Origin of the sequence: Streptomyces sp. T39 (assembly GCF_008042045.1) — a bacterium.
Lineage (GTDB): Bacteria > Actinomycetota > Actinomycetes > Streptomycetales > Streptomycetaceae > Streptomyces.
Genome location: NZ_RDBP01000015.1, coordinates 19,286 through 40,947 on the forward strand (window position 1 = coordinate 19,286; position 21,662 = coordinate 40,947).

At 72.3% G+C, this 21,662-nt stretch carries 21 protein-coding genes; 13 read left to right on the forward strand and 8 right to left on the reverse strand.

From position 1 onward, the window contains the following. Positions 1 to 52: 52 nt before the first annotated feature. The 3 genes from EAO77_RS38670 (at position 53) to EAO77_RS18270 (ending at position 4,093) form a co-directional block, all read left to right on the forward strand. Positions 53 to 1,468 carry a hypothetical protein gene (locus EAO77_RS38670; RefSeq protein ID WP_187283297.1) on the forward strand — a complete coding sequence of 472 codons (1,416 nt, stop codon included), beginning with the start codon at positions 53 to 55 and terminating at the stop codon, positions 1,466 to 1,468. A 47-nt stretch (positions 1,469 to 1,515) separates the two neighbouring features. Continuing rightward, positions 1,516 to 2,022 carry a polysaccharide biosynthesis/export family protein gene (locus EAO77_RS38675; RefSeq protein WP_187283298.1) on the forward strand — a complete coding sequence of 169 codons (507 nt, stop codon included), beginning with the start codon at positions 1,516 to 1,518 and terminating at the stop codon, positions 2,020 to 2,022. A gap of 448 nt (positions 2,023 to 2,470) precedes the next feature. Next, on the forward strand, positions 2,471 to 4,093 hold the full coding sequence (locus tag EAO77_RS18270; RefSeq protein ID WP_147989349.1) for an alpha/beta fold hydrolase: 1,623 nt from the start codon (positions 2,471 to 2,473) through the stop codon (positions 4,091 to 4,093). A 161-nt stretch (positions 4,094 to 4,254) separates the two neighbouring features. Here EAO77_RS18270 and EAO77_RS18275 read toward each other — a convergent pair whose 3' ends face one another. The 4 genes from EAO77_RS18275 to EAO77_RS18290 form a co-directional block, all read right to left on the reverse strand. Further along, entirely contained in the window at positions 4,255 to 5,091 is an 837-nt protein-coding gene (locus tag EAO77_RS18275) for a helix-turn-helix domain-containing protein (RefSeq protein WP_147989350.1), read from the reverse strand. 166 nt (positions 5,092 to 5,257) lie between these two features. After that, positions 5,258 to 5,698 (reverse strand): SRPBCC family protein, encoded by a 441-nt coding sequence (locus EAO77_RS18280; protein WP_147989351.1) that lies wholly within the window; start codon positions 5,696 to 5,698, stop codon positions 5,258 to 5,260. Between the two features lie 32 nt (positions 5,699 to 5,730). Beyond that, positions 5,731 to 6,066, reverse strand: coding sequence for an ArsR/SmtB family transcription factor (locus EAO77_RS18285; RefSeq protein WP_147989352.1), 336 nt, complete (start codon positions 6,064 to 6,066; stop codon positions 5,731 to 5,733). Next, entirely contained in the window at positions 6,063 to 6,521 is a 459-nt protein-coding gene (locus tag EAO77_RS18290) for an SRPBCC domain-containing protein (protein ID WP_147989353.1), read from the reverse strand. Before EAO77_RS18290 ends, EAO77_RS18285 begins: the two co-directional genes overlap by 4 nt. A 303-nt stretch (positions 6,522 to 6,824) precedes the next feature. Between EAO77_RS18290 and EAO77_RS18295 the strand changes: the two genes are divergently transcribed. Both EAO77_RS18295 and EAO77_RS18300 read left to right on the forward strand, forming a co-directional pair. Further along, a complete protein-coding gene (locus EAO77_RS18295) occupies positions 6,825 to 7,202 on the forward strand; it encodes a CU044_2847 family protein (protein WP_147989354.1) in 378 nt (125 codons plus the stop codon). 110 nt (positions 7,203 to 7,312) lie between these two features. Next, positions 7,313 to 11,707 (forward strand): serine protease, encoded by a 4,395-nt coding sequence (locus EAO77_RS18300; RefSeq protein ID WP_147989355.1) that lies wholly within the window; start codon positions 7,313 to 7,315, stop codon positions 11,705 to 11,707. A gap of 171 nt (positions 11,708 to 11,878) precedes the next feature. Here EAO77_RS18300 and EAO77_RS18305 read toward each other — a convergent pair whose 3' ends face one another. Further along, positions 11,879 to 12,730 (reverse strand): GNAT family N-acetyltransferase, encoded by an 852-nt coding sequence (locus tag EAO77_RS18305; protein WP_147989356.1) that lies wholly within the window; start codon positions 12,728 to 12,730, stop codon positions 11,879 to 11,881. 105 nt (positions 12,731 to 12,835) lie between these two features. Here EAO77_RS18305 and EAO77_RS18310 point away from each other — a divergent pair, with 105 nt between their 5' ends. After that, a complete protein-coding gene (locus tag EAO77_RS18310) occupies positions 12,836 to 14,329 on the forward strand; it encodes a hypothetical protein (RefSeq protein WP_147989357.1) in 1,494 nt (497 codons plus the stop codon). Between the two features lie 128 nt (positions 14,330 to 14,457). Here the strand turns inward: EAO77_RS18310 and EAO77_RS18315 are convergent, their stop codons facing one another. Next, complete coding sequence (locus tag EAO77_RS18315; protein ID WP_147989358.1) at positions 14,458 to 14,970, reverse strand: DinB family protein; 513 nt, start codon at positions 14,968 to 14,970, stop codon at positions 14,458 to 14,460. A gap of 249 nt (positions 14,971 to 15,219) precedes the next feature. Between EAO77_RS18315 and EAO77_RS18320 the strand changes: the two genes are divergently transcribed. After that, positions 15,220 to 15,711 (forward strand): SRPBCC family protein, encoded by a 492-nt coding sequence (locus EAO77_RS18320; RefSeq protein ID WP_147989359.1) that lies wholly within the window; start codon positions 15,220 to 15,222, stop codon positions 15,709 to 15,711. Between the two features lie 290 nt (positions 15,712 to 16,001). Here EAO77_RS18320 and EAO77_RS18325 read toward each other — a convergent pair whose 3' ends face one another. Next, the gene (locus EAO77_RS18325; RefSeq protein WP_147989360.1) at positions 16,002 to 16,562 is read right to left on the reverse strand and encodes a TetR/AcrR family transcriptional regulator; all 561 of its coding nucleotides are present in this window, start codon (positions 16,560 to 16,562) and stop codon (positions 16,002 to 16,004) included. Positions 16,563 to 16,681: 119 nt separating this feature from the next. On the opposite strand from EAO77_RS18325, the gene EAO77_RS18330 reads away from it, so the two are divergent. The 3 genes from EAO77_RS18330 to EAO77_RS18340 all read left to right on the forward strand — a co-directional run bounded on the left by EAO77_RS18330 (position 16,682) and on the right by EAO77_RS18340 (position 18,852). Then, entirely contained in the window at positions 16,682 to 17,368 is a 687-nt protein-coding gene (locus tag EAO77_RS18330; protein ID WP_147989361.1) for an SDR family oxidoreductase, read from the forward strand. Between the two features lie 296 nt (positions 17,369 to 17,664). Then, complete coding sequence (locus EAO77_RS18335) at positions 17,665 to 18,636, forward strand: Ppx/GppA phosphatase family protein (protein WP_147989362.1); 972 nt, start codon at positions 17,665 to 17,667, stop codon at positions 18,634 to 18,636. A gap of 12 nt (positions 18,637 to 18,648) precedes the next feature. After that, positions 18,649 to 18,852, forward strand: coding sequence for a hypothetical protein (locus EAO77_RS18340; protein ID WP_147989363.1), 204 nt, complete (start codon positions 18,649 to 18,651; stop codon positions 18,850 to 18,852). On the opposite strand, the gene EAO77_RS18345 is transcribed toward EAO77_RS18340, so the two are convergent. Further along, positions 18,839 to 19,651: a DUF427 domain-containing protein gene (locus EAO77_RS18345; protein WP_147989364.1), complete on the reverse strand. Its 813-nt coding sequence runs from the start codon at positions 19,649 to 19,651 to the stop codon at positions 18,839 to 18,841. The two genes, EAO77_RS18340 and EAO77_RS18345, sit on opposite strands and share 14 nt — an antisense overlap. Positions 19,652 to 19,869: 218 nt before the next feature. Here EAO77_RS18345 and EAO77_RS18350 point away from each other — a divergent pair, with 218 nt between their 5' ends. Genes EAO77_RS18350 through EAO77_RS18360 form a run of 3 tightly spaced genes read left to right on the forward strand, consistent with a single transcriptional unit; the run spans position 19,870 to position 21,661 of the window. After that, positions 19,870 to 20,370: a hypothetical protein gene (locus EAO77_RS18350; RefSeq protein ID WP_187283301.1), complete on the forward strand. Its 501-nt coding sequence runs from the start codon at positions 19,870 to 19,872 to the stop codon at positions 20,368 to 20,370. Next, entirely contained in the window at positions 20,367 to 20,711 is a 345-nt protein-coding gene (locus tag EAO77_RS18355) for a transcriptional regulator (protein WP_147989365.1), read from the forward strand. Before EAO77_RS18350 ends, EAO77_RS18355 begins: the two co-directional genes overlap by 4 nt. Beyond that, entirely contained in the window at positions 20,708 to 21,661 is a 954-nt protein-coding gene (locus tag EAO77_RS18360; protein WP_147989366.1) for an ABC transporter ATP-binding protein, read from the forward strand. Before EAO77_RS18355 ends, EAO77_RS18360 begins: the two co-directional genes overlap by 4 nt. Position 21,662: the final 1 nt, after the last annotated feature.

Sequence of the window (21,662 nt, forward strand, 5' to 3'; positions counted from 1 at the left end):
GCCCTCCCGGGCCCGCCGGGCCCCACAGCCGGACGGAGGATGCGCCATGGTGATGAAGCAGGAAACGGTTCCGATGCGCGACGGATACGACATCGGCATCGGGGTGTCGATGGCGAGCGGCAGCCCCATGGCCCTCGGTGCAACAGGGGTGGTGACCCCGCCGCAGGTCGGCGGCGGCGAAACAGGCTCCTTCACCTTCCGGCGCATCGAGACGACGCAGGATCTGGAGTCGGAACTCGGCGTGGGGGCGGATGTATCCGCCGGGATCGGCCTCTTCAGCGGCTCCGCCTCACTCGACTTCTCCAAGCGGTGCCGGGTCCAGTCGAGCTCCCTCACCGTGATGGTGGCGAACTCGCGGACCTTCGCCTTCGAACAGATGGACTCGCCAGTGCTGTCGGAGGCGGCGGCGAAGCTGGTGGAGCGGGGAAAGCCACTGGGGGAACAGTTCGGAGACTACTTCGTGCGCGGCATCGGCACGGGCGGCCGGTTCTTCGGGGTCGTGCGGATCGACACCAAGAGCGTGCAGTCCAAGATGTCGCTCAACGCCGCGCTGGAGGGCAGTTACGGGGTGACGGTCTCTGCCGAGGTGCGGATCAGCATCGCGGAGGCGATGCGGAACGCGGAGGCGCGGGCCGAGGCGTTCATCCTCCACGACGGCGGCACCTTCACCACCCAGCCGCGCAGCGGAGACCCGGTAGAGCTGGTGAACCAGCTCTACAAGGCGATGGACGAGTGGACCGCGAGCGTGCGCACCGAGCCGCGGTCGTACACGGTGACGCTGGCACCCTACGTGATCGCACTGGGGCCGACACCGCCGAACATCGCCGACATCGAGAAGCAGCGCCGGGTGCTGATCCGCTGCGCGAAGCTGCGTTCACAGAGCATCGACATGCTCAACCTGGTCGACTACATCCTCGACATCCGGCACACCGACGAGTTCGAGTTCGCGCCGGACGGACCGGACCTCCAGGCCCTGCGGGCGGCGCTCGCCGGAGACCTCGACGTGATCGAGGAGGCCGCGTCCTTCGCCATCGAGAACCTGAAGGAGGCTCGCGACCCCGAGGTGTTCATGCGGGACATCGGCGGGAAGGCGGACTTCCGGCTCACCGGGCTGCCGGCGAACATGCCGAAGCAGAAGGAGATCCTCCCTCCGGTCACCCCACCGCCTGCCGCGCCGAACGCGATGCCCAATCTCGTGGGACAGATGGCGGAACCGGTCGTCGACCTGCTGGCCTGCATCAACCTGGAAGGTGTCGACCACTGCCTGAACTTCGTGGGGCCTCGGCTGGACGCGCTCGGGCTCGACCGCAGGGAACTGGGCAACTTCTTCTTCACCGTGCTCCGCAGCGGTGTGACCCCCGATGTCCGGGGCGACGCCGGCCGTCCGGGCTCGCGGATCACCTCGCAGTCACCGGCCCCCGGTACCCCGGTGGAGCCGCTGACGGTCATGACGCTGGTGGTGGCCTGAGCCGCCCAGGACGAACGGGCGGCCGGCACACCGGGAAAGGAACGACCATGTCGGCCACAGCACTGGAACTGGGAGACATCGTCCAGGTCGAGGTACGGGACGCGGCGGGGGTGGTGACGGACTTCTCGCACGACTACGCGGTCGATGCCAGCTGTCTGCTGCGGATTCCCTCGCTGAACATGATCCTCGCCGAGGGCAAGCCACTGACGCCGGACCTGCGGGCCGAGATCGAGAACCGGTTCATCACGGACGGCGTACTCACCACCGTCACCGTCAATCTCGGGATGCGGGGCGACAGGGTGGACCTGGAGAACACCGTCCAACCGGGGGACAAGCTCTTCGTGCGGATGCTCAACCCCGACGGCACCATCGACGCGAGTTCCGGCTCGTTCCCGGTGGACGCCTCGGGCAGTATCAACATGCCGTTCCTGGGCGGGGTCCTCGTCCACGACAACCGTTTCTTCGAAGCAGAACACCAGATCGAGCAGGGGTTGCTGGATGCCCAGATCTTCACGCAGCCGCTGGTCAACGTGACCCGCGTGGAGCTCTTCTGAGCCCTCCAGCGGCATGGGCCGGGGCAGGAGGGTCTCACCCGCCCGGCCCGGGTGCTCCACCGGGGCGAGGGACGCTCAGGAGTTCGCCCGAGCGCGTTCCCCTGTAGTCGTTCAGGACGCGTTGGAGAGGGCTGTGCTCCGGGCGCAACGCGGGGTCGAGGTGGGCGATGAGGTGGCGCCCGTCGGGAAGACGGGCGGTCACGACGTCGGAAGGCAGTGCGGGTAGCGCGGGTCGTGGCATCGGGTGGCTTGCTCCCCCCTCTCGGGCGTCGGGGCCCAGGCTGTGCGTGCCCCGCACCTCACTACCGTTCTGCGTCCGTCCTCGGATGCGCCGGACCCGATGACCGTCGTGGCGGGCGGCCCCGCCCGACCGCCCGCGTACGAGACCCGCGGGGGGCCGGCGGTACACGCCCGAAGGACGAGCGCCACCTCGTGAGTGAATGGGGGCATGCTTGTCGACTTCACGCACGACCACGACGGTGAGCGGCTCAGCGGTGTGTACGGCGGTGAGCCTTCCGAGGGCACCGCCGTCGTGCTGCACGGCGCAGGCAACGGGAGCATGGAGCGACTGCTGCCGCTGGTGGAGGAGTTCGTGGCCCACGGCTGCCGCGGGATCGCCTTCGACTTCTCCGGGCACGGCGAAAGCACCGGGAAGCTCGAGCAGTTGAGCCTGCGGCGACGGTTGGAGCAGGCCGTCGCCGTGATCGACGCGTACGCGGGGGCGGTCGGGCCGCTGGTCCTCGTGGGCTTCAGCATGAGCGGGCAGACGGTGGCCGATCTGGTCCGGCACTTCGGCAGCCGGGTGGCGGCGATCGGGATGTGCGCGCCCGCCGTGTACACCGCCGAGGCGTGGGACGTGCCCTTCGGGGACGGGAGCGGCCGGTTCAGCAGGCTCATCCGGCGGCCGGACAGCTGGCGGGAGTCACCGGCGCTCGGGGTGCTGCGGGCGTACGAGGGCCGGGCGGTGCTCGCCGTGCCGGGTACCGACGCGGTGATCCCCGCCGCGGTGACCGAGTCCGTACAGGACGCGCTGGCCGCGCGCGCCCAGTACACGCGGTTCGACCTTCCGGACGCACAGCACCGGCTGGGGTCGTGGTTCCGCGACAACGGCGACGACCGGCGGGCGTTCGTCGAGGCGGTGCTGACCGGCCTCGACGACCGCGGGTGGTCGGCCACGCGCACGTGGGTGGCCGAGCAGCTGGGCCACGGCCGTACGGTCACCGATGCGCGGCTGCTCTCCGGCGGCTGGAGCTCCCAGATGCGTCGGCTCACGGTCGACGACGGCACGGATCTGGTGCAACGAACCTTCGTGCAACCGTTCTTCCGCCGTCACGGACCAGGGCTGCTGTCCCGCGAGGCGTCCGTGCTGGCTCTGCTCGCCGGGCAGGACGGCATACCGGCACCCGCGCTCGTCGCTGTGGACGCCACGGCCGAGCACTGTGACCACCCGACGTCGTTGATGTCCGCGCTGCCGGGCCGCGTCCGCGTCGACGAGGGCGATCTCGACCGGCGCCTGGACCTGCTGGCGGCACAGCTCGTCCGCATCCACGCCGTCCTGCCGGACGAAAGACCGCGCGCCTACCAGGCGTGGACGTCCCCGGACCGGGTCCGCGCCCCGGGCGGCCGACTGTGGGAACGGGCCGTGGACGTCATCCGCCGCAGCCCGCCGCCGTACGAAGGCTGCTTCCTCCACCGCGATTTCCACCCCGGGAACGTGCTGTTCACGGGAACCGGGCCGGGGCTGCGGATCACCGGTGTCGTGGACTGGGTCGAGACCTCCTGGGGACCTGCCGACCTGGACGTGGCGCACTGCTCGACGGCGCTCGCGCTGCTGCACGGACCGGCGTACGGGCTGGGCTTCCGCGAGCGGTACGAGGCACAGGGCGGCCGCGAACTCGCCGAGGGCCCCGACCATCTGTACTGGCAGTTGCTCGACGCCCTGCACTACTGCCCCGACGCGGCGAAGCCGGCCGGCCCGTGGCGTGAGCTGGGGCGCGACGATCTGACGCCCGAGGTACTGGGAGCACGGCTGGAGGCCTACGTGGACGGACTGCTGCAGCGATACGGCTGACCGGCGGCAGGCGGCGACCGACTCGCTGCCGGGAGCGAAGCGGCAGACCCACGCGACCGGTGGGCCTCCGTGTGCGAGACATCCGCGAGGGGTGTTCCCCTCACCCCGGTTCTCTGCACGGAGACCGATGACGCCGGCGGGGTGGCGCTCCCGGTCGGCGGCTACCCGGTCGTGAGGAGGAGTTCGCCGCGACGCCAGGCCGTCGGCGACCGGCCCGTGAACTCGCGCCAGTCCCGGACGAGATGGGCCTGGTCGGCGTAGCCGGAGGCGGTCGCCACCTCGGCCCACGGGAGCGGGTCGGGCGATGTCGCCAGTTCGTGCGCGTGCTCGAAGCGCAGCACCCGGGCGAAGGTCTTCGGCGACAGGCCCACCTCACCGCGGAACCGCTCGGTGAGGTACCGACGGCTCCAGCCCAGTTCTGCGGCGACCGTCCCCACCTGGGTGCGGCCCCGGGCCGCGACGAGGCGTCGCCATGCCTGGGCCACCTCGGGGCGCACCCGGGACGCGGGGTCGCCGCCGGCGGCGCGGCCGACGGCTCGCATGAGCAACTCGTCCAGTGCGGCGAACCGCGCGGCCCAGGTCGTCGCCGCGCGGAGCCGGTCGGCCAGCTCGCCGCCCAGCGCTCCGAGAAGGTCGTCGAGCGGGACCAGTCGGTGGGCGAGCGCAGCGGCGGGCATGCCGTAGACGGCACGAGCGCCGAGCGGTGTCAGCGACACCTGCACGCCTTGCTGGCGTCCGTCGTGGTGGATCGCGACGGACCGGCACATCAGACCGCCGGCCACGCCGCCGAATCGGGTGACCGGCGACCCGTCGTCGACGCCCGGCGCCACCTCCAGAGGGTCGGACAGGCTGATCACCGCGGTGAGCACGCGGCCCGGCGGACCGCAGTGCACCCCTGCCGGGAACCCGCGAAGGTCGAAACCGACATACGAGCGGACGTACCGCCGCAAGGCGGGCGCCGGACGTGCGTCGACCCTGGTAGCCGCATGGTCCTCCACGCTCGCCAGCGTACGAATCGGCGAGCCCGGACGGGATCACCACCCGAAACGGCCACCGGGTGCCGCGCCTGATGTGCCGTCCCCGTTCCGGACGGCGATCACGCCTGATGCGGCACCACGCCCGCCGGAGCCGGTGGGCGTGGTGCGGGCGGCACCGGGGGGCCGGTCAGTGCCAGTTGCCGATCCGGACGTCGTGCGGGGCGGGCTCGCCGGTGCCGGTCTCCAGCAGATGCTTGAGACTCATCAGGAACGTCGCCCACTTGGTGCTGCAGTGGTACATGAACTCCACCGGTTCGCGCCAGCCCTCGTGCCTGAACAGCACGACGGTGAAGTCGTCCTCCTGCTCGAGGTCGAAGCCGATCCGCGTGCCCCTCCACTCCTCGGGGCCGTCGACGACCTCCCAGAGCACGCGCTTGCCGGGGCTCGCCTCCAGGACCTTCATGTCGAAGCCGCCGGGCGCGAACCGGAAGCGGACCACGCCGCCGAGGGAGGCGTCCCCGTCCGTGTCCTCGGTCCACCAGCGGGACAGGCCGCCGACGGTGGTGAGCGCCGTGTAGACGTCCTCGGGTGCGGCGGTGACGCCGATGCGGTGCAGGATGTCTGCCATGTCCGATGTCTCCTTCCAGGGGCGCGGGCCGCTCAGTCCTGCCCGCGCTGGATCGCTTCCGCGATCCGCTTGATCCGGTGCAGCCGGGCGTCCCAGGCGGCCCCGACCGAGGTCAGTTGGGCGACGGCGCGTGCGAGCTGGGCCTCGTCCACCTCGTAGCGGCGCTCGCGGCCGGACGGCGTGGCGCTGACGAGGCCGGCGCGGTCGAGCACGCCGAGATGCTTGGCCACGGCTTGCCGGGTCACCGGGAGCTGCCTGCTGAGTGTGGTGGCGGTTCCGCCGTTCTCCGCGAGCAGCAGGTCGAGCACCTGCCGGCGTATCGGGTCTCCGACCGCCGACCACAGCTCGTCGTCGACGGCGCTGCTCATCGCACCGCCGCCTTGGCCGCGTAGTCGACGAGCCGGGGCAGGAAGTGGTCCCAGCCACTGGCGTGGTCCCGGTACGCCTGCTCGAGCACGGCGGCCTCCCAGCCCCGCTCGCGGAAGCCCGACTCGGAGAACCGCAGCAGGGTGCCCTCGCCGACGGCTTCGAGGTCGAACGTCACCAGCAGCGAGTTGCCGGGCCCGGCGGTCGCTCCGTCCTCGCAGACCCATCGGAACGAGAACCGCCGCGGCGGGTCGGCCTCCACGACGGTCAGCACTTCGGACTTGGCCTCCGGCCCGCTGCCGAAGGTCACCGTTCCGGTGCCGCCCGGTACCGGCGCCTCCAGCTCCGCCTCGTCGGGCCACCATTCCCGCAGATGCTCCGGCCTGCTGATCACCTGGTAGACCACCTCGGGTGTGGCCTCGATGCGGATCTCCCGCGAGACACTGCCGAATTCCATTGTTCCGCTCCCGCCATCACGCAACCTTTGGTTGCTCATGACTCTACGACGGCCCGACCCGATGTGCAACCTTTCCTTGCGCGTGCTGGTGGGCTGCCCCGGAAGCCGGGGCGCACGGGGCTGCTTCCGGCGGGCCGTGTGCCGGCACGGGCCACGGGACGCCGACACGCCGCCCCGGTCGGCCCCGTGACTCCCGGCATGCAGCCGGGTAGCGTCTCCTGCGCTTCATGCGTGATCCAACTCGTATGCCCCGAGGCGCAGTTACGATCGGGGAACGTCATGCCGCCGTCGGAGGGTCAAGCCATGTACACAGTCGACGTGCCGCTGGGGAGCGACGGCCGGGTCGTACGAGTGCAGGTGAACGACGCCGGGGAGGACGTCGTGCGCGTCGGACGCGGCAGTCGTGCCGTCGTCCGGGCCGAGCAGTCCCTGGAACACATGCTGGATGTCGTACGGCCGGTCGCGGACGCTTTCGTCGGCCGCTGCCGTGGCATGCTCCGGCCGCCCGACGAGGCGACGCTCGAATTCGGCATGTCGCTCTCCGCCGACGCGAAGATCCTCGTCGCGGGCTCCTCCGCGGAGGCCAACTTCTCCGTCAGCCTCACCTGGCACAACAGCACCGCCGACACGGACGCGGCGCCGGCGACCGCGCCCGCGCCCGGCCCGGAGTCCGCGGGCTGAGGCCGTGCGGGGCAGCCCCGCCGCCGGAGGGGTCCCCGCAGGGCGGGCCGGGACGCACCCTCGCACTGCCGGCACCCTGACGCTCCCCATCGCCGCATCGAGGAGGCCCCGTGTACGACCAGGACGGCTCCGGCCGAACCGCGGCCGGGGCCGGTCACGGCGGGCAGGAGGACGCCGACGCCGTCCTCGCCGCCGGGACGGTCCGGCTCCGTGACGGGCACGGCGACTCCGCCGGAACCGGATTCCTCGTCGGCGACGGGCTCGTCCTCACGTGCGCCCATGTGGTGTGCGACGCGCTCGGTGAACCCCGCGACACCGAGGAGCTCCCCGCGGCCCGCGTCACCGTCGACATGCCGCTCCTCGCCGGGCCGACGACCCCGGGGCACGGCATCGAGGCGGAAGTGGTGCACTGGGTGCCGATCCGGGAGGACCGGAGCGGCGATGTGGCCGTGCTCCGGCTGCTCGCACCGGCCCCGCGGGCACGGCCGCTGCCGACCAGCCTGTCCCGGCGTCTGTGGGAGCACGGGTCCCGCATCGTCGGCTTCACCGGTCGCTCGGACCGGCCCGTGTGGCAGCGGGGCAGTCTCCTCGGCTCCGCCGGGAAGGGCTGGGTGCAGCTGTCCCGGGCCGACGGGCAGACGGTGCGTGTCAGCGGCGGTTTCAGCGGCAGCCCGGTCTGGGACAACGCTCTCGGCGCCGTCGTCGGCATGATCGTGGCCGCGGAACCGGTACGGGACGACCAGCAGGCGTACATGCTGCACCTGGGGGCGCTCGCCGACGAGATCCCCGCCCTCACCGAGGTGTTCCGGGCCCCTTCGCCCTTCCGTGGCCTGGAGCCCTACCGCGAGGAGGACGCCGGGGTCTTCTTCGGCCGCGAGGAGGACGCGGAGACCGTGATCACCGCACTGCGCGGTGACCGTGCGGTGGTGACGCTGTGCGGGCCGTCGGGGTGCGGCAAGTCCTCGCTCGCCCTCGCGGGCGTGGTGCCCGTCATGCGCGGTCCCGGCCGCGAGGTGGTGGTCGTCCACTGCGGCCGCACCTCCCGTCCCGTGAGCGCCCTGGCCGTCGAACTTCTCGGACTGGCTCGCCGCACGGGGTCCGGTCCGCCGCGCGCCCTCGGCGTCGAGCGGGTCGTCGCCTGGCTGGCCGGTGCGGGCCTCGCGGACACCGTCCACCGGCTCACCGGCTCCGCCACCACCGACCTCCTTGTCGTGCTGGACCAGGCCGAGGCCCTGCTCGACCTGCCCGCGGGGGACCTCACGGCCCTCTTGTCGGTGGTGTTCCCCGCTCGGCGCACCGCCGGGATGCGGGTGCTGCTCACCTTGCGCGCCGACTTCATCGACGCCGCCCTCAGCGACGAGCACCTCGGGCCGGTGCTGAAACGGGGAGTGGTCCTGCCGCTGACCCCGATGACCCGGGCGCAGCTCCATGCCGTCATCACTCACCCGGTGGACCGCGTGCCCGGTGTCTCCTACGAGCCGGGGCTGGCCCGCCGCATCCTCGAGGACGCGGGCGGTGAGCCCGGCGCCCTTCCCCTCCTCGGCTTCGTCCTGCGGCACCTGTGGGAGGAACAGTCGGGCGGTCGCCTGAGGGTCGAGGCGTACGAGAGAGCCGGCGGCGTCTCCGGTGCGCTGCGCAGTCACGCACAGGAGGCCTGGCGGAGGCACGTCCTGTCCGGGACCGGTTCCCTCGGCTCGGCGGGCACACAGGAGAGCGTCGACCCGGCCGAAGCCGTCAGGCACGCGCGGCGGCTCCTCGCCGGCCTGGTGCGGGTGGTGCCGGGCAGTGGCGCCCCCGCGCTGCGGCGGGTGCTGACCCGCACGGAGGCCGGCGAACAGCGCTGGCGCCTGGCCGTCCTGTTCGCAGGGAAGGACGAGCGTCTGCTGGTGCTCCATGGCGGGGCCGGCGTGCCGGAGAGTGTGGAGCTCGCCCATGAAGCCCTGATCACGGCCTGGCCGACGCTGGCCGACGTGGTGCGCGAGGACCGGGACTTCCTCGCCGCGCGGGCGGAGGTGCAGCACGACCGGGAACGCTGGGAGAGCACGGGGCGTGCTGACGAGCTCCTGCCGCGGGGGGCGCACCTCGGTTCCCTCCGGAGCCGTCTCGCGGGCCGCACCGACGAACTGACGGCGGCGGAGACCGAGCTCCTCGATCTTGCGGTCCGGCAACAGCACACGGTGCAGCAACAGCGCCGTGTCCGGCAGCGGCACATCCGGCTGGCCTGGGCCGCCGCCGCGCTCGCTCTCGCGCTCATCGCCGCCCTGGGGGTGTTCTTCGTCCTGGAGTCCCGGGTGAGCGAGGAGCGGGCAGCGGAGGGGCGGTCCAGAACCCTGGCGGTGCAGGCGGACGAACTGGCCGAGACCAATCCCGCCCACGCCGCGCTGGCCGCGATAGCGGGCTACGACACGTCACCGACGCAGGAGGCGCGCAACGCACTGATGCGACGGTACTCGGAGACGATGAAGGCGAGTTGGGTCCTGTCCGGACTGGATTCGGACATCGACCAGGCGAGTATGAGCGCGGACGGCAAGGTGACCCTGGTGACCACGGTGGGCGGCCGTGCGACCCTGTTCGTCCGCTCCGACGACGGACGGGTGCGACAGGAGAACCTGCGGCTGGGCCGGAAGATCCGCAACCCCCAGGTGAGCGGCGACGGCCGCAGAATCGCCTACCTGCGCGAGGCCGACGGGCTCCTCGCCTGGCACGAGGTGACCGCTTCCGCCGAGCCCCTGGCCGGCCCGGCTCATCCGCTCCGGCACGAGCAGGCGCGGAACGAGGACGGCACCGTCCTCGCCGTCAAGGCATCCCGTTTCTCGCCTGATTCGCGGTATCTGGTGGAAGCCTCCCGGGTGCCCGACGGCCTGCCGCTCCTGGTGTGGGACCTCTCCAGCGGCCGCTCGCACCGGGTGCCGGGGAACATCACCGACGTCCGCTGGATCTGGTTCGGCCCCGACAACGGCACCCTGGTCGCGTGGAAGGGCCTCCGATTGCGGGACGAGCGAACCTCCCTGTTCGCCATTGATGTCGCCACCGGCTCCACCCGTGAACTGGCCGGTGACTTCGCCTCCGTTCCCGAGGTCTCCTGGGACGGGGGAACGGCTGTCGCGTGCCAGGAGATGCGGGAGAACACCTCTCGTTACCAGGCCGTCCGCGTGGCGGACGGGAGGGTGCTGCGCAGCCAGGAGCTGAAGCAGCCGTGCCGGAAAGCGGAGTTCGACACAACCAGCCGCTACTTCGCCGTCGAGGGCGAAGCGAGTGCCTGGTCCCTTGTCGTGGTCCACGGTGACGAGGCACCGCAACGGCTGGTGCCCCGCCGGCGCCTCTCCACCTCGATCGGGGTCGAACGCCTGCCCGTCCTGATGTCCGGGTCGGACGTCGTGATGCCGTTCGCCGAGGGCCGTGCCGTCACGGGCGTCGGCATGTCCCTCGGTCCCTCCAGGCCGGCGTACGGATATCCGGCGCTGCTCGGTGACGGTGGTCGGATGCTCGTCCGCACCGACGGCGGCAGCGTGCTGCGCATCGTGGAGACCCGTCCCGGGGCCCGTACCCTCGCCCGGGCACGGACGCCCGGTGCACCACCCCCCGAGGAGCAGCCCCTCGTCACCGACAAGGCCGAAACCCTGGTGGCGGACCTCTCGGACGGCAACAGGGTCACGATCCGCGCCCTGCCCAGTCTGCGGCGGATCAGCCAATTCGCCGTGTCCGCCCCGCCTCTCGACAAGGAGACCGGAGAACCGGGCACGATCGACATCATGTTCCGGAGCGACGACGAGGTGGTCACCCTGTCGGGCTCGGTCCTCGAGTACTGGGACGCACGGCAAGGGCGCCGCCTCTCGTCCGCCGTGAAACTCACCGGCCTCGGGCTCAGTACCGCCGAGGACCCGTTCTTCACCATCGGGGCCCATCCCGATCCGGCACATGTCACGGTGAGCGTGCAGGGAGAACCCGACGTCCACACCGTCGACCTGCGCACGGGACGTGAGGACGGGAAGCAGCTCGTCAGTCTCGCCGATGACCTGCTCACCGCGGAGTACCTGCCGGACACGCGCTACATGGCGGTGCTCACCACCGGCAGGATCGTCGAACTCTGGTCGGTGCGGAACCGGTCGGCGCCGAAGAAGGTGCTGGGGCCGTTCGGACCGCTCGAACCCCATCGCTGGACCATGGGAACCTCCGGGGGATCCGGCTTCTTCCTCGCCTACGAGAACATCATGGTCCGTCTCAGGGCCGACGATCCCGAGTACCGGGACACCTTGGTGTTCTCACAGGTCCAGCGATTCCTGGACGCCACCCAGGACGGCAGGAGCCTGCTGAGCATGCCGGTGGAGGGCGAGCTGGAGGACCCGTCCGACCCGGGGGGCAGGCCGACGCTCTTCCGGATCGATCCCGCGCTCTGGAAGAGGCACCTGTGCAAGGTCGTCGGCCGCGATCTCACACCCGACGAACGCACGTCGCTGTCCGCAGAGTTGCCGGAGAGGATCTGCCCCGACCCGGCGCAGGACTGAGGCCGGACGTACTGTGCGCAGTGGGCGGATCCGAGGCCGGCGCGTCGATGTGCCGCAGGTGATCCGAGCCGGCGGGCGCACCGGCAGAGGCGGGGCCCACGGACGCGGGACGGTCGTCAGGCTCGCCGGGTCGACTCCCACCGGCGGCCCGGCGGCCCGGCGGCTGCGTGCTCAGGGCTGCTTCAGCAGCACGGCGCGGGTGTAGAGCAGGTCGAAGCCCCGTCGTTGTGCGTTGTGCTGGGACCGGGATCCCGGCTGCGTGGTGATGACCGCGACGTCGCAGCCGGCGGCCGCGGCGTCGCGGAGCCGGGCCGAGAGCAGGGCGGTCTGGACTCCACGACGGCGGCGAGCGGGCGCGGTCGCCGCCCCGGTGAGCTGGGCGACGCCATCTGCCATGCGGAGGCCGGCGCCACCTGCGACGTCCCCGTCGAGCACGGCGACGTAGCGCACGATGCCGGCTGCCGCCGCCAGGTCGCGCACGGCACTCGCGATGACCTCACGGGGAAACTCCTCGTGCGAGGGAACGCCCTGCGTGTCGGGGTGAGCGAAGCCCTCCGCGACGACGTCGAGCCACGGCTCGAACTCGTCGTCACCGCTCGGCCGGACCTCGACCCCGCGGGGAGTGACCAGCTCGTGCCCACCACCGAGGGACAGGCCGAGCACGTTCTCGAACGACGCGAGCCGATAGCCTCGTTCGGTCAGGAGGGCGCCGATCCCGGGGTCGGCGAGGTGCGCCAGCTCGATCTGCACCGGGGCGCCGCGGTCCGCGAAGGCCTTTTCCACGTCGTCGAGCTCGGTCTCGCTCGGCACGCCGCCGAAGCCGAGCCCTGCGACCTTGTTCAGCGGTGAGCCCTCTTCCGCGTAGCTCGCCACTCCCCCGGCGAGGGGAAGCACGAACCCCGCCCGGCCCGCGTCACGACGCTGTGCGGCCTCGCTGCCCTTGGTGATGAGCTGTGTCTCGGCCCGCTCGATACGCGCGGCGAGAGCGGTGTCGCAGAAAAGGGACACTCGGTTGGCGTTCATGCGCGGAGTGTATCGACGGAGCCCGGTCGGCGGCCCCCTGCGGAGCCTCTACCGTGAACTCCCACGGGTTGCACAAGTAGGGCCGAGGGAAAGTGAGTTGGGTCCATGGCTACAGATCCGGCGGATGCGGTGCCCGTCAGCGGGGTCGGGTTCGGGGACTACTACCGGGCGCATGCGGGACCGCTCGTCGCCCTGTCGCTGCTGCGGGGCGCGGACCTGGTGGAGGCGGCTCGACTCGCCCAGGACGCGATGGCGGTGGCCCGGCGGTGGATGGACCTCGTGGGCACGAACGCGGCCGTGGCCGCGAGGGACACCAGGGCCCCCGTGGTCACCGCACAGGCGCTGCGGTCCTGGACGTGCCGGATGACCGTCGGCGGCGGCTGCGGAATATGCCGTCCCGCGCACGGGACGGTGCCCGCCCTCCTGGGGAGGGGCAGCACCGACGCCCTGGTGCAGGCCCGGACGGTGGTGGCACTCGCCCCGCTCGCAGAGTTGAACGAGCGCCAGCTGAACGTCACAGCCTTCCGGTTGGCCGGCTGTGCGCCGGGAGCGATCGGGTACGAGCTGGGCCTGTCCGTCCCGAAGGTCCACCGCACCCTGCGCCATGTCGGCAAGCTGCTCGAAGACCCGGCGGGGGCACGGCGGGCCGGAGGTGCCGAGACGCCGGGAGGGACCGAGGGGGCCGGGGCGGCCGGGGGGTCCGCGGAGGCGGACGTCAGGTGCGCGGAGCTGCTCGGCGAGCTGACCGCCGCGCTGGATCCCGTACTCGACCTGCGGGCCGGGCTGGACGAGGTGAGCTGCGCCATCGGTGCGGACGGGACCACCGCTCTCCGCGCCCCCGTACCGCCGCTGTGGAACCTCGGCCCTGCGCTCCCCGTGCCGCCCTTCGGCGCACCGGTGCTGCGCTCCTTCGCCGAGCCGACGCCGTCCGGGGTACGGGCGTACGCGGCCGGCCTCGCCCGGTGCGGCGCCCAGGAACGCGAGGCTGCGCGCGGCGGGTTTCCCGCGGTCGAGCTGGCGGCCGTACGGCTCGGAGCGGTGTTCGCGCTGCAGCTGGAGCGATTCCGGCGGGAGGCCGAAAGGTCCGGGACACGGGCCGCCCGGGACGAGTTCCCGGCGGAGGACGCCCGGGCGTTCGCGGTCGCACTGGCACAGGACGCCGCGCTCGCCGCGCCGATGTTCGACGCGGTGGAGGACCTCGGCGTCGCACGCCGCCTCGGCTTCCTGGCGGGAAGCCTCGCCCATGACGGCCCCTGGACGAACGAGGTCTCCTACGACGGGATCGAAGCGTCCCTCGCCCTGGCGCAGTTCCGGCGCGCGGCGGTGCGGGCGGCGCTGCGCGCGTCGCACCGGCCCGGTGCGGACACCTCCCCTCGGTCCGGCGGCTCGCTCGCCGACGCCCTCACGCAGTCCCTGAGCAACGCCCACCGGATGATCCTCCAGCTCGGCGAGCTCAACAGCGACCTGTCGCGTGCCGAGTCGACCCTGCCTGACGGCTACTACGTCGACATGACCCGGGACTTCGACCTCCACCAGAGCTTCCATGCGGACCTGGCCCTCGGCGTCGACGCCGTCCGGGATGCCCTGTCGCAGCCCTGAAGGGTGACGCGGAAGGCGGTGAAGGGCCGGTGCGAGGGTGCCGTCCACGATGTGCACTGTGCCTCCGGCGAACCGCCGGCGGGGCGGGAGCGCAGCCGGCGACAGGGCAGACGTCGCCCGCTCCGCCGCTATGCGCCGGTGGTGCCGTCCACGCGTTCCCGGACCAGGTCGGCGTGGCCGTTGTGGCGGGCGTACTCCTCGATCATGTGGACGTAGATCCAGCGGAGGCTGACGTCCTGCCCCATGAAACGGCCCGTATCGGACAGAGCGCGGCCCGCGCAGTGCTCGCGGGCGCGGGCGATCTCTGCGTGCCAGGTGGCGAGGGCGTCGCCCAGGGTGGCGCCCTCCGCCAGTTCGAAGCCGCCGTCGGGGGCGTCCGGGTCGGCATGCGGGTCGTAGATGGGCGGAGCCTGTTCTCCGGCGAACACGCGCCGGAACCAGTTCCGCTCCACCTCTGCCATGTGTTGGACGAGGCCGGTCAAGGTGAAGCCGGACGGACGCACGGACGCGACAGCGGCCTGCTCGTCGTCCAGGCCCTCGCACTTCATGGCGAGCGTGACGCGATGAAAGTCGAGCCAGCTCTCGAGCGTGGTGCGCTCGTCGGCGTTCAGGGGCGGCACGGGACGTTCGAGGGCGCTCATCGGTCGATTATCACCACCGCCCGAAGCCCGCGGCGGTCGGGGGCCGCACAGCACGGCGAACGCCGCCCGATGCGGCGCCGGCAGGGCGGGAAGGGGTCTTCCGCGGTTTTCCACGGTTCTCCGCGCGTGAGGGGCACGGCCGCCCGGCGGGCAGGACCGACAGGCAGAGGCACCGGAGATACCCGTCGTGCGCCTCGCCACCCCGTACTTGACGGACACACGTTGTCCCCCGAGGAAATGATGCGCACGATGAAATACACCGTCTCCACCGAGATCGCCCTGCCGCGGGAGAAGGTGGCCCAGCTGCTCGCAGACCCGGCACAGCTGCCGAAATGGCTGCGGGGCCTGGTGCTGCACGAGCCGCTGAGCGGGGAGCACGGGCAGCTCGGCACCACGTCGCGGGTCGTGATGCAGATGGGCGGGCGGACGATGGAGGCCACCGAGACCATCACACGCCGGGAACCGGCGGACCTGCGCGGGATCCCGGCATCGAGCGTCGTCCACTTCGACCGCGAGATCGTCGGCGAGGGCATGTGGAGTGCTGTACGCGACCGGCTGACCGAGGCCGGCCCGGACACGACGTTCTGGGAGAGCGAGAACGAATACCGGTTCAGCGGCTTTCTGATGAAGCTGGTGGGACTCCTGATGCCCGGCGCCTTCCGCAAGCAGTCGCGGCAGCACATGCAGGACTTCAAGGCTTTCGCCGAACGGGGAGAGGACGTCCGCGAGGCGAGGGACTGACCTGCCGTCACCGGTCAGGAGCCGACGGCGTGGCGTGCCGATCTCCCTTCGTGCACCGATGACCGCTGGTACGGGCTCCTCCGGCGCCGCCTCGGCCCGTCGCCACGCGGAGGGCCAGGGAAGGCCGGGGGCGTCCCGGCTCCCCCGTCCAGCCGTGCCGGGGGCGCACCGCCCCCTCCGTCGCGTGCGGCCCGCCCGGTCAGCCGGTCCGGACGGCTCCGGGCGGCGGTCGCGGCACGGCTTTCGCGGGTGTCAGCCCCTCGCCGCGCCTATCGGCGGCTCGGCGCGGATCAGTCGGATGCCGTGAGTTCCGCGCGCACGGTGGTGAGGATCTCCTCGGAAAGCGGGGAACCGGTGGTGGCCCGGGCCAGGACGAGGGCGCCGAGCATGGTGCACAGCCGGGTGATGCCGTCCTGGTCCCCGGTGGCGAGCCGCGCGGCGAAGTCGCCCACGCCTTCCGTGTAGATCCGGCGGGCCTCCTGGCCTTCGCTTTCGCGCGCCATGTCGGTGACGAGCGCGGCGACGGGGCATCCGTCCGCCGGGCTGTCGCGGTGTCCGAGGGAGAGGTAGGTGTCGATCAACGCCTTCTGGGCGGCGGCGCGCTGCCCGCCGTGCTGCTCGAGTCCCGTCTCGTGGTGCCGGGCGAGTTCGCCGAAGGCGTGGGCGGTGGCTTCGTCGATGAGCGCCTCTTTGGACGCGAACTGCTTGTAGAAGCCGCCGTGGGTCAGTCCAGCCGCCTTCATGATGTCGGCGACGCTGGCGTGAGTGCCCTGTTCCCGGAACAGGCGAGAGGCGGTCTCCACGACCCGCCGGCGGTTCTCCTCGGCCTGCGCCTGCGATACGCGGCCCATCAGCCACCTCCCGTTCGGATGTCGACTGGCATCTATCCTAGACCGGTGGTTAGATTATGGCCGTAATCTAAAACGTTGCCGTCGGCCGCTCGCCGACGGACGCAACCCTGGGAGCGGGCATGGAACTGAACGGTGCGGTCGCGGTGGTCACCGGCGCCAACCGGGGGCTTGGACGGCATCTGGCCGCCCAGCTCGTGGAGCGCGGAGCGACGGTGTACGCGGCGGCCCGGCGGCCGGAGACGGTGGACCTGCCCGGCGTCACCCCGCTGCGGCTCGACGTGACGGACGAGGAGTCGATCCGCGCCGCGGCCCGCACCGCGTCCGACGCCACCCTGCTGGTGAACAACGCCGGAATATCCACCGGAACCCCGCTGATCGCGGGCAGCCCGGACGCGATACGCCTGGAGATGGACACGAACTTCTTCGGTCCGCTCGCCGTGACGCGGGCCTTCGCCCCCGTCATCGAGTCCAACGGCGGCGGCGCGGTGCTCAACGTGCTGTCGGTGCTGTCCTGGCTGCACCCGGCCGGCCTCGGAGGCTATGCGGCGGCCAAGGCCGCCGCATGGGCGCTGACCGGCGCGGCCCGGGAGGAACTGGCACCCCGCGGCATCGCCGTCTCGGCGCTGCACGTCGGCTACATGGACACCGAGATGGCCGAGAGCGTTCCCGCCGGCCAGAAGGCCGACCCCGCCGAGGTCGCCGCCCAGGCCCTGTCCGGCATCGAGGCGGGCCTGCCCGAGATCCTCGCGGACGAGACCACCCGGTACGTGAAGCAGGGCCTTGCCGCATCGCCGAACGCGGCGTGAGTCACACCTCGCCGGACGCGCCGGCCTCGATGCCCTGCCACGGCGCGCCGGTGACGGACGCCCACCGCATTGGCGGGGGCTCCTAAACACCGGGAGGCACACCCCCCGAACCCGGCAACAGCCCGGCACGAGTGGCCCCGTCCCCCTGCTGAACGTCGGCAACGGGAGGGCCCCTCCCCTCCGCGACGCGTCCGGCGTCCGTGCGCGGCATCGACTGCGCTGCGAGCGGGGGCCCGGTGCCGGGCAGGTGGCGCAGCCCGCGGCATCGTCGGCTGTGGGCGGGGTAGAGGGCTCGCATGCGTATGGCTGTGGTGGATGCAGGCTCCAACACCGTCCGGCTGTTCGTCGCCGATGTCGAGCACTACGGGCTCCATCCCGTGCACACGGCCAAGTGGCGGCTGCGGCTGGCGGAACAGGTGGACCGGGACGGCACGATGGGACGGGCGGCGATGAGGCGGCTGGCCGACGCGGTGTCCGCCGCCTGCCGGGAGGGCCGCCGGTGGGGGGTGCGCGAACCCGTCGTGTTCGCCACGGCGGTCGTGCGCGACGCCCCCAATCGGCACCGGATCCTCCGGACGCTCGGCGCGCGGTGCGATGTGCCGGTGCTTGTGCTGCCGGGTTCGCAGGAGGCCGAGTTGACGTTCCTCGCGGCCCGGCGGTGGACGGGCTGGCAGGCCGGTCCGCTGGCGGTCCTCGACATCGGCGGCGGGTCCTTCGAGGTGGCCTGCGGCGACGGCGGGACGGCGGACCTCGCCGTCTCCCTGCCGCTGGGCGCGGGGCGGCTCACCCGGGAGCACTTCGCCGGCCAGGACCCTCCCTCGCCCTCGCGGGTCAAGGAGGTGCGGCGGTACGCGCGGGAGCAGATGGCCGAGGTGTCCGCGCAGGTACGCGGCATCGGGCCCCGCACGGTCGTGGCCACCTCCCGCACCTTCGATCAGTTGTCGCGCCTGTGCTCTCCCGGCACCGACGAACCGTCCGGCACGCGGCGGCTCCTCCATGCGGAACTGCGTCAGGCGATCAGGCAGTTGAGGCGTCTTCCCTCAGCCGACCGCGCCCGTCTGCCGGGGATCTCCCCCGCACGCTCGGCGCAGTGCCTGGCCGGGGCGATCGTCGCGGAGACCGCCCTGCGCACGATGAACGTCGACTCGGTCCTCATCTGCCCGTGGGCGATCCGCGAGGGCGTCCTCCTCCGGGCATACGAGGACAGGGCCCGATCCGAGCAGACGGCGTCGATCGCCGGCGTGTCCGTGTCGACGCACTCCGCCTGACCCGAGCACGTCGTGCCCCTGCCCGAGGAGATGCGCGGCATCGGCGGCGAGGTCTGCCTCGCGGAAGAGGCGATGACCGGCATCCGGGTCGCCGTCGAGGGCTCCGTGCACCCAGGCCGTCCCACGGTCCACGGCGGAACGCACGTCCGGCGTCCCGCCCCGCACACCGCGCCGGGCCCCGCACCCGGCTCGCGGACCACCGCTAGGGACGGCTGAAGAACGTGACCGGCCGCTCCCGCCGCACTCCGTCGACGACGACGTCGACGGACTCGTCGTAGAAGGCCACCCGGTCCTTGACGATCCCCACGGAGGGGAGGGGGTCGGGGTAGCTCCAGGCGATGTCGGGCCGCACGTCGCCGTCGCCCGCCCAGGACCAGTACTCGCTCGCCACACCCTTGTAGGGACAGCGCGTGCGCCCGTCGGTACGGGTGAACAGGTCGAGGCGGACGTCCTCCCGCGGGAGGTAGAAGCGCACCGGCAGACCGGTTTCGAACAGCAGGACCGGCCTGCGGGTGTCCGCGACGACGGTGCCCTCGATCTCGATCCGGACGTGCCGGCCGCTGGGCAGGGCGTCCACGCGCTTGTGCGGGTCGCGCGGGTGGACGAAGATCTCCTCGTCCTCCTCGTACCAGTGGTCGAGGACCTCGCGTCCGAACCATTCGAAGCCGATGTGGCCGGCCAGCTCCTCCCCGGGGTAGGTCCAGGCCGCGGCCCCGACGGTCCGGTCGGGGAGCACGAGGTCGTAGAAGACCGTCGCCCCCGCGTGCCGCCGCGGGCCGGCGGATCGTTCCGTCCGCCGCAGCAGGTCCGTCCGGACGTCTCCTGCCGGGAAGGCGTAGAGGGGGACGGGGCGACCGGGCTCCCACACGAGAACCGGGCTGCGGCTGTCCACGACCGTGATCTCCCCCGCCGTCGCACGCACCCAGCGCTCGCTCGGCTCCCAGAACACTCTGTCGGACTCGTCCCGGCGGCGTTCGACGGGCACGGCTTCCGGGCCGGATGTCGGTGCGGTCATCGGTCTCGTCTCCTCGCTCCGGTTCCTGCCTCGGGCTGTCCGGATCCGGTGCCGTGGCACGGGGGCAGCCGGTGTCCACGCTGCTCCAGGGACCGGCCGGTGGCAAGCGGCGCGGCGCCGCCTCCCCGGACCGGCGAGTTCCGACTTGCCTGCCAGGAAAGCCGAGAGTACTTTCCTTGTAGGAAAGTCATCGGGGCGGGAAGGTGAGGGCCGTGAGCATGCCGGTGGATGCCGAACAGGCATGGAAGGATCTCCAGCGCATCCGGGTGCCGCAGGAGCGGGTGTACGACGAGTTCGAGCGCTCCGCGTCCGGCGGGCGCGGTACGACCTACGGCATGGCCGCGCTCATGTGGGTGTTCCTCGCCGGCGTCGGCATGGACCTGCCCGGGTGGGGCGTCGGACTGTCCGTGGCCGCCTACGTCGGCCTGCTGAGCCTGCTGATCGTGTTGAGCAGCCGCCGGAGCCGGATGCAACTGCACCACACTCGCTGCCCCGGGCGCATGTGGGCCGCGTTCGGTGCCGCGGCGGTGCTGGTCGGCGGGACGATCGTGCTGGCGGACCACCTGACCGAGCCGCTGGGGCCGGTCCATGGCGGCCTCGTCCAGGCCACGGCCGGGGTGGCCGTGTACCTGCTCACCCTCGGTCGCGCCAACCGCTGGGTGGCCGAGTCGGTGAGGAGCGGCGGCGCACCGGCGGCCGACGGGGAGGCCGGCCGATGAGCACCCCCGCCGGCTTCGACGAGCTGATCCACCCCGCCACGCGGCTGTCGGTGGTCGCGCTGCTCGCCGCCACCGAGTGGGCGGACTTCGCGTTCGTCCGCGACAGCCTCTCGCTCAGCGACTCCGCGCTCTCCAAGCAGTTGCACACCTTGGAGGGGGCCGGATACCTGGAGGTCCAGAAGGAGGGCGGCGGCCGCAACCGCCGTACGAAGGTACGGCTGACGGAATGCGGTCGCACCGCCTTCGACGGACATGTGGCGGCACTGCGGGCCATCGTCGACAGCGCCGGACCGGCGACCGGGGCGGCACCACGGCAGCCCCGTGCGGAGGCCGAGCGATGACGGCGTCCGTGCGCACCGACGTCCGGCCCGTGATCCGGGTACGCGATCTGACCATGGCGTACGGCGACGTCGACGTCCTGCGCGGCGTCGACGTGGACATCCACGGCGGCGAGGTCTTCGCGCTGCTCGGGCCCAACGGCGCGGGGAAGACCACCACCGTCGAGATCCTGGAGGGCTTCCGGCAGCGCTCCGGCGGGGAGGTGAGCGTCCTCGGCACGGATCCCGAGCGGGGCGGCGACGCGTGGCGGGCCCGGATCGGCCTGGTCCTGCAGTCCTGGCGCGACCACCGCCGCTGGCGGGTCGCCGAGCTGCTGACCCACTTCGCGGCCTACTATCCCGACCCGCGCGACCCGGCCGAACTGCTGGCCCTGGTCGGCCTCACCGACCAGGCCGGCCGGCAGGTGGAGCGGCTGTCCGGCGGCCAGCGCCGGCGCCTCGACGTCGCGCTCGGCATCGTCGGCCGCCCCGAACTCCTCTTCCTCGACGAGCCGACCACCGGCTTCGACCCCCAGGCACGGCACGAGTTCCACGTCCTGGTCGAACGGCTGGCCCGCGAGGAGGGCGTCACCGTCCTGCTCACCACCCACGACCTGGCGGAGGCCGAGCGGCTCGCCGACCGGATCGCCATGCTGGTCGGCGGCCGGATCCGGGCCTGCGGCACACCCGCGGAACTGGCCCGGCGCGCCGCCGCCCAGGCCGAGGTCCGGTGGACGGCCGACGACGGGACGCCCCGCCGCGAACGCACGGAGGACCCCTCACGGCTGGTCTGGGAACTCCACCGGCACGCGGACGGCCCGATCGCCGACCTGGAGGTCCGCCGGCCGACGCTGGAGGACACCTACCTGCACATGGTGCACCGGGAGGCCGTCGGCACGGACGGGGCACAGCACACGGGCAGGGACGCGGACGACAGGGACAGGAACGCGGACGAGGAGGCACCGGCCGCATGAG

Coding starts and splice junctions, on each gene's coding strand:
- EAO77_RS38670 (WP_187283297.1), top strand. CDS start 53: ATGAAGCAGGAAACGGTTCCGATGCGCGACGGATACGACATCGGCATC.
- EAO77_RS38675 (WP_187283298.1), top strand. CDS start 1,516: ATGTCGGCCACAGCACTGGAACTGGGAGACATCGTCCAGGTCGAGGTA.
- EAO77_RS18270 (WP_147989349.1), top strand. CDS start 2,471: ATGCTTGTCGACTTCACGCACGACCACGACGGTGAGCGGCTCAGCGGT.
- EAO77_RS18280 (WP_147989351.1), bottom strand. CDS start 5,698: ATGGCAGACATCCTGCACCGCATCGGCGTCACCGCCGCACCCGAGGAC.
- EAO77_RS18285 (WP_147989352.1), bottom strand. CDS start 6,066: ATGAGCAGCGCCGTCGACGACGAGCTGTGGTCGGCGGTCGGAGACCCG.
- EAO77_RS18290 (WP_147989353.1), bottom strand. CDS start 6,521: ATGGAATTCGGCAGTGTCTCGCGGGAGATCCGCATCGAGGCCACACCC.
- EAO77_RS18295 (WP_147989354.1), top strand. CDS start 6,825: ATGTACACAGTCGACGTGCCGCTGGGGAGCGACGGCCGGGTCGTACGA.
- EAO77_RS18305 (WP_147989356.1), bottom strand. CDS start 12,730: ATGAACGCCAACCGAGTGTCCCTTTTCTGCGACACCGCTCTCGCCGCG.
- EAO77_RS18310 (WP_147989357.1), top strand. CDS start 12,836: ATGGCTACAGATCCGGCGGATGCGGTGCCCGTCAGCGGGGTCGGGTTC.
- EAO77_RS18315 (WP_147989358.1), bottom strand. CDS start 14,970: ATGAGCGCCCTCGAACGTCCCGTGCCGCCCCTGAACGCCGACGAGCGC.
- EAO77_RS18320 (WP_147989359.1), top strand. CDS start 15,220: ATGAAATACACCGTCTCCACCGAGATCGCCCTGCCGCGGGAGAAGGTG.
- EAO77_RS18325 (WP_147989360.1), bottom strand. CDS start 16,562: ATGGGCCGCGTATCGCAGGCGCAGGCCGAGGAGAACCGCCGGCGGGTC.
- EAO77_RS18330 (WP_147989361.1), top strand. CDS start 16,682: ATGGAACTGAACGGTGCGGTCGCGGTGGTCACCGGCGCCAACCGGGGG.
- EAO77_RS18335 (WP_147989362.1), top strand. CDS start 17,665: ATGCGTATGGCTGTGGTGGATGCAGGCTCCAACACCGTCCGGCTGTTC.
- EAO77_RS18345 (WP_147989364.1), bottom strand. CDS start 19,651: ATGACCGCACCGACATCCGGCCCGGAAGCCGTGCCCGTCGAACGCCGC.
- EAO77_RS18350 (WP_187283301.1), top strand. CDS start 19,870: ATGCCGGTGGATGCCGAACAGGCATGGAAGGATCTCCAGCGCATCCGG.
- EAO77_RS18355 (WP_147989365.1), top strand. CDS start 20,367: ATGAGCACCCCCGCCGGCTTCGACGAGCTGATCCACCCCGCCACGCGG.
- EAO77_RS18360 (WP_147989366.1), top strand. CDS start 20,708: ATGACGGCGTCCGTGCGCACCGACGTCCGGCCCGTGATCCGGGTACGC.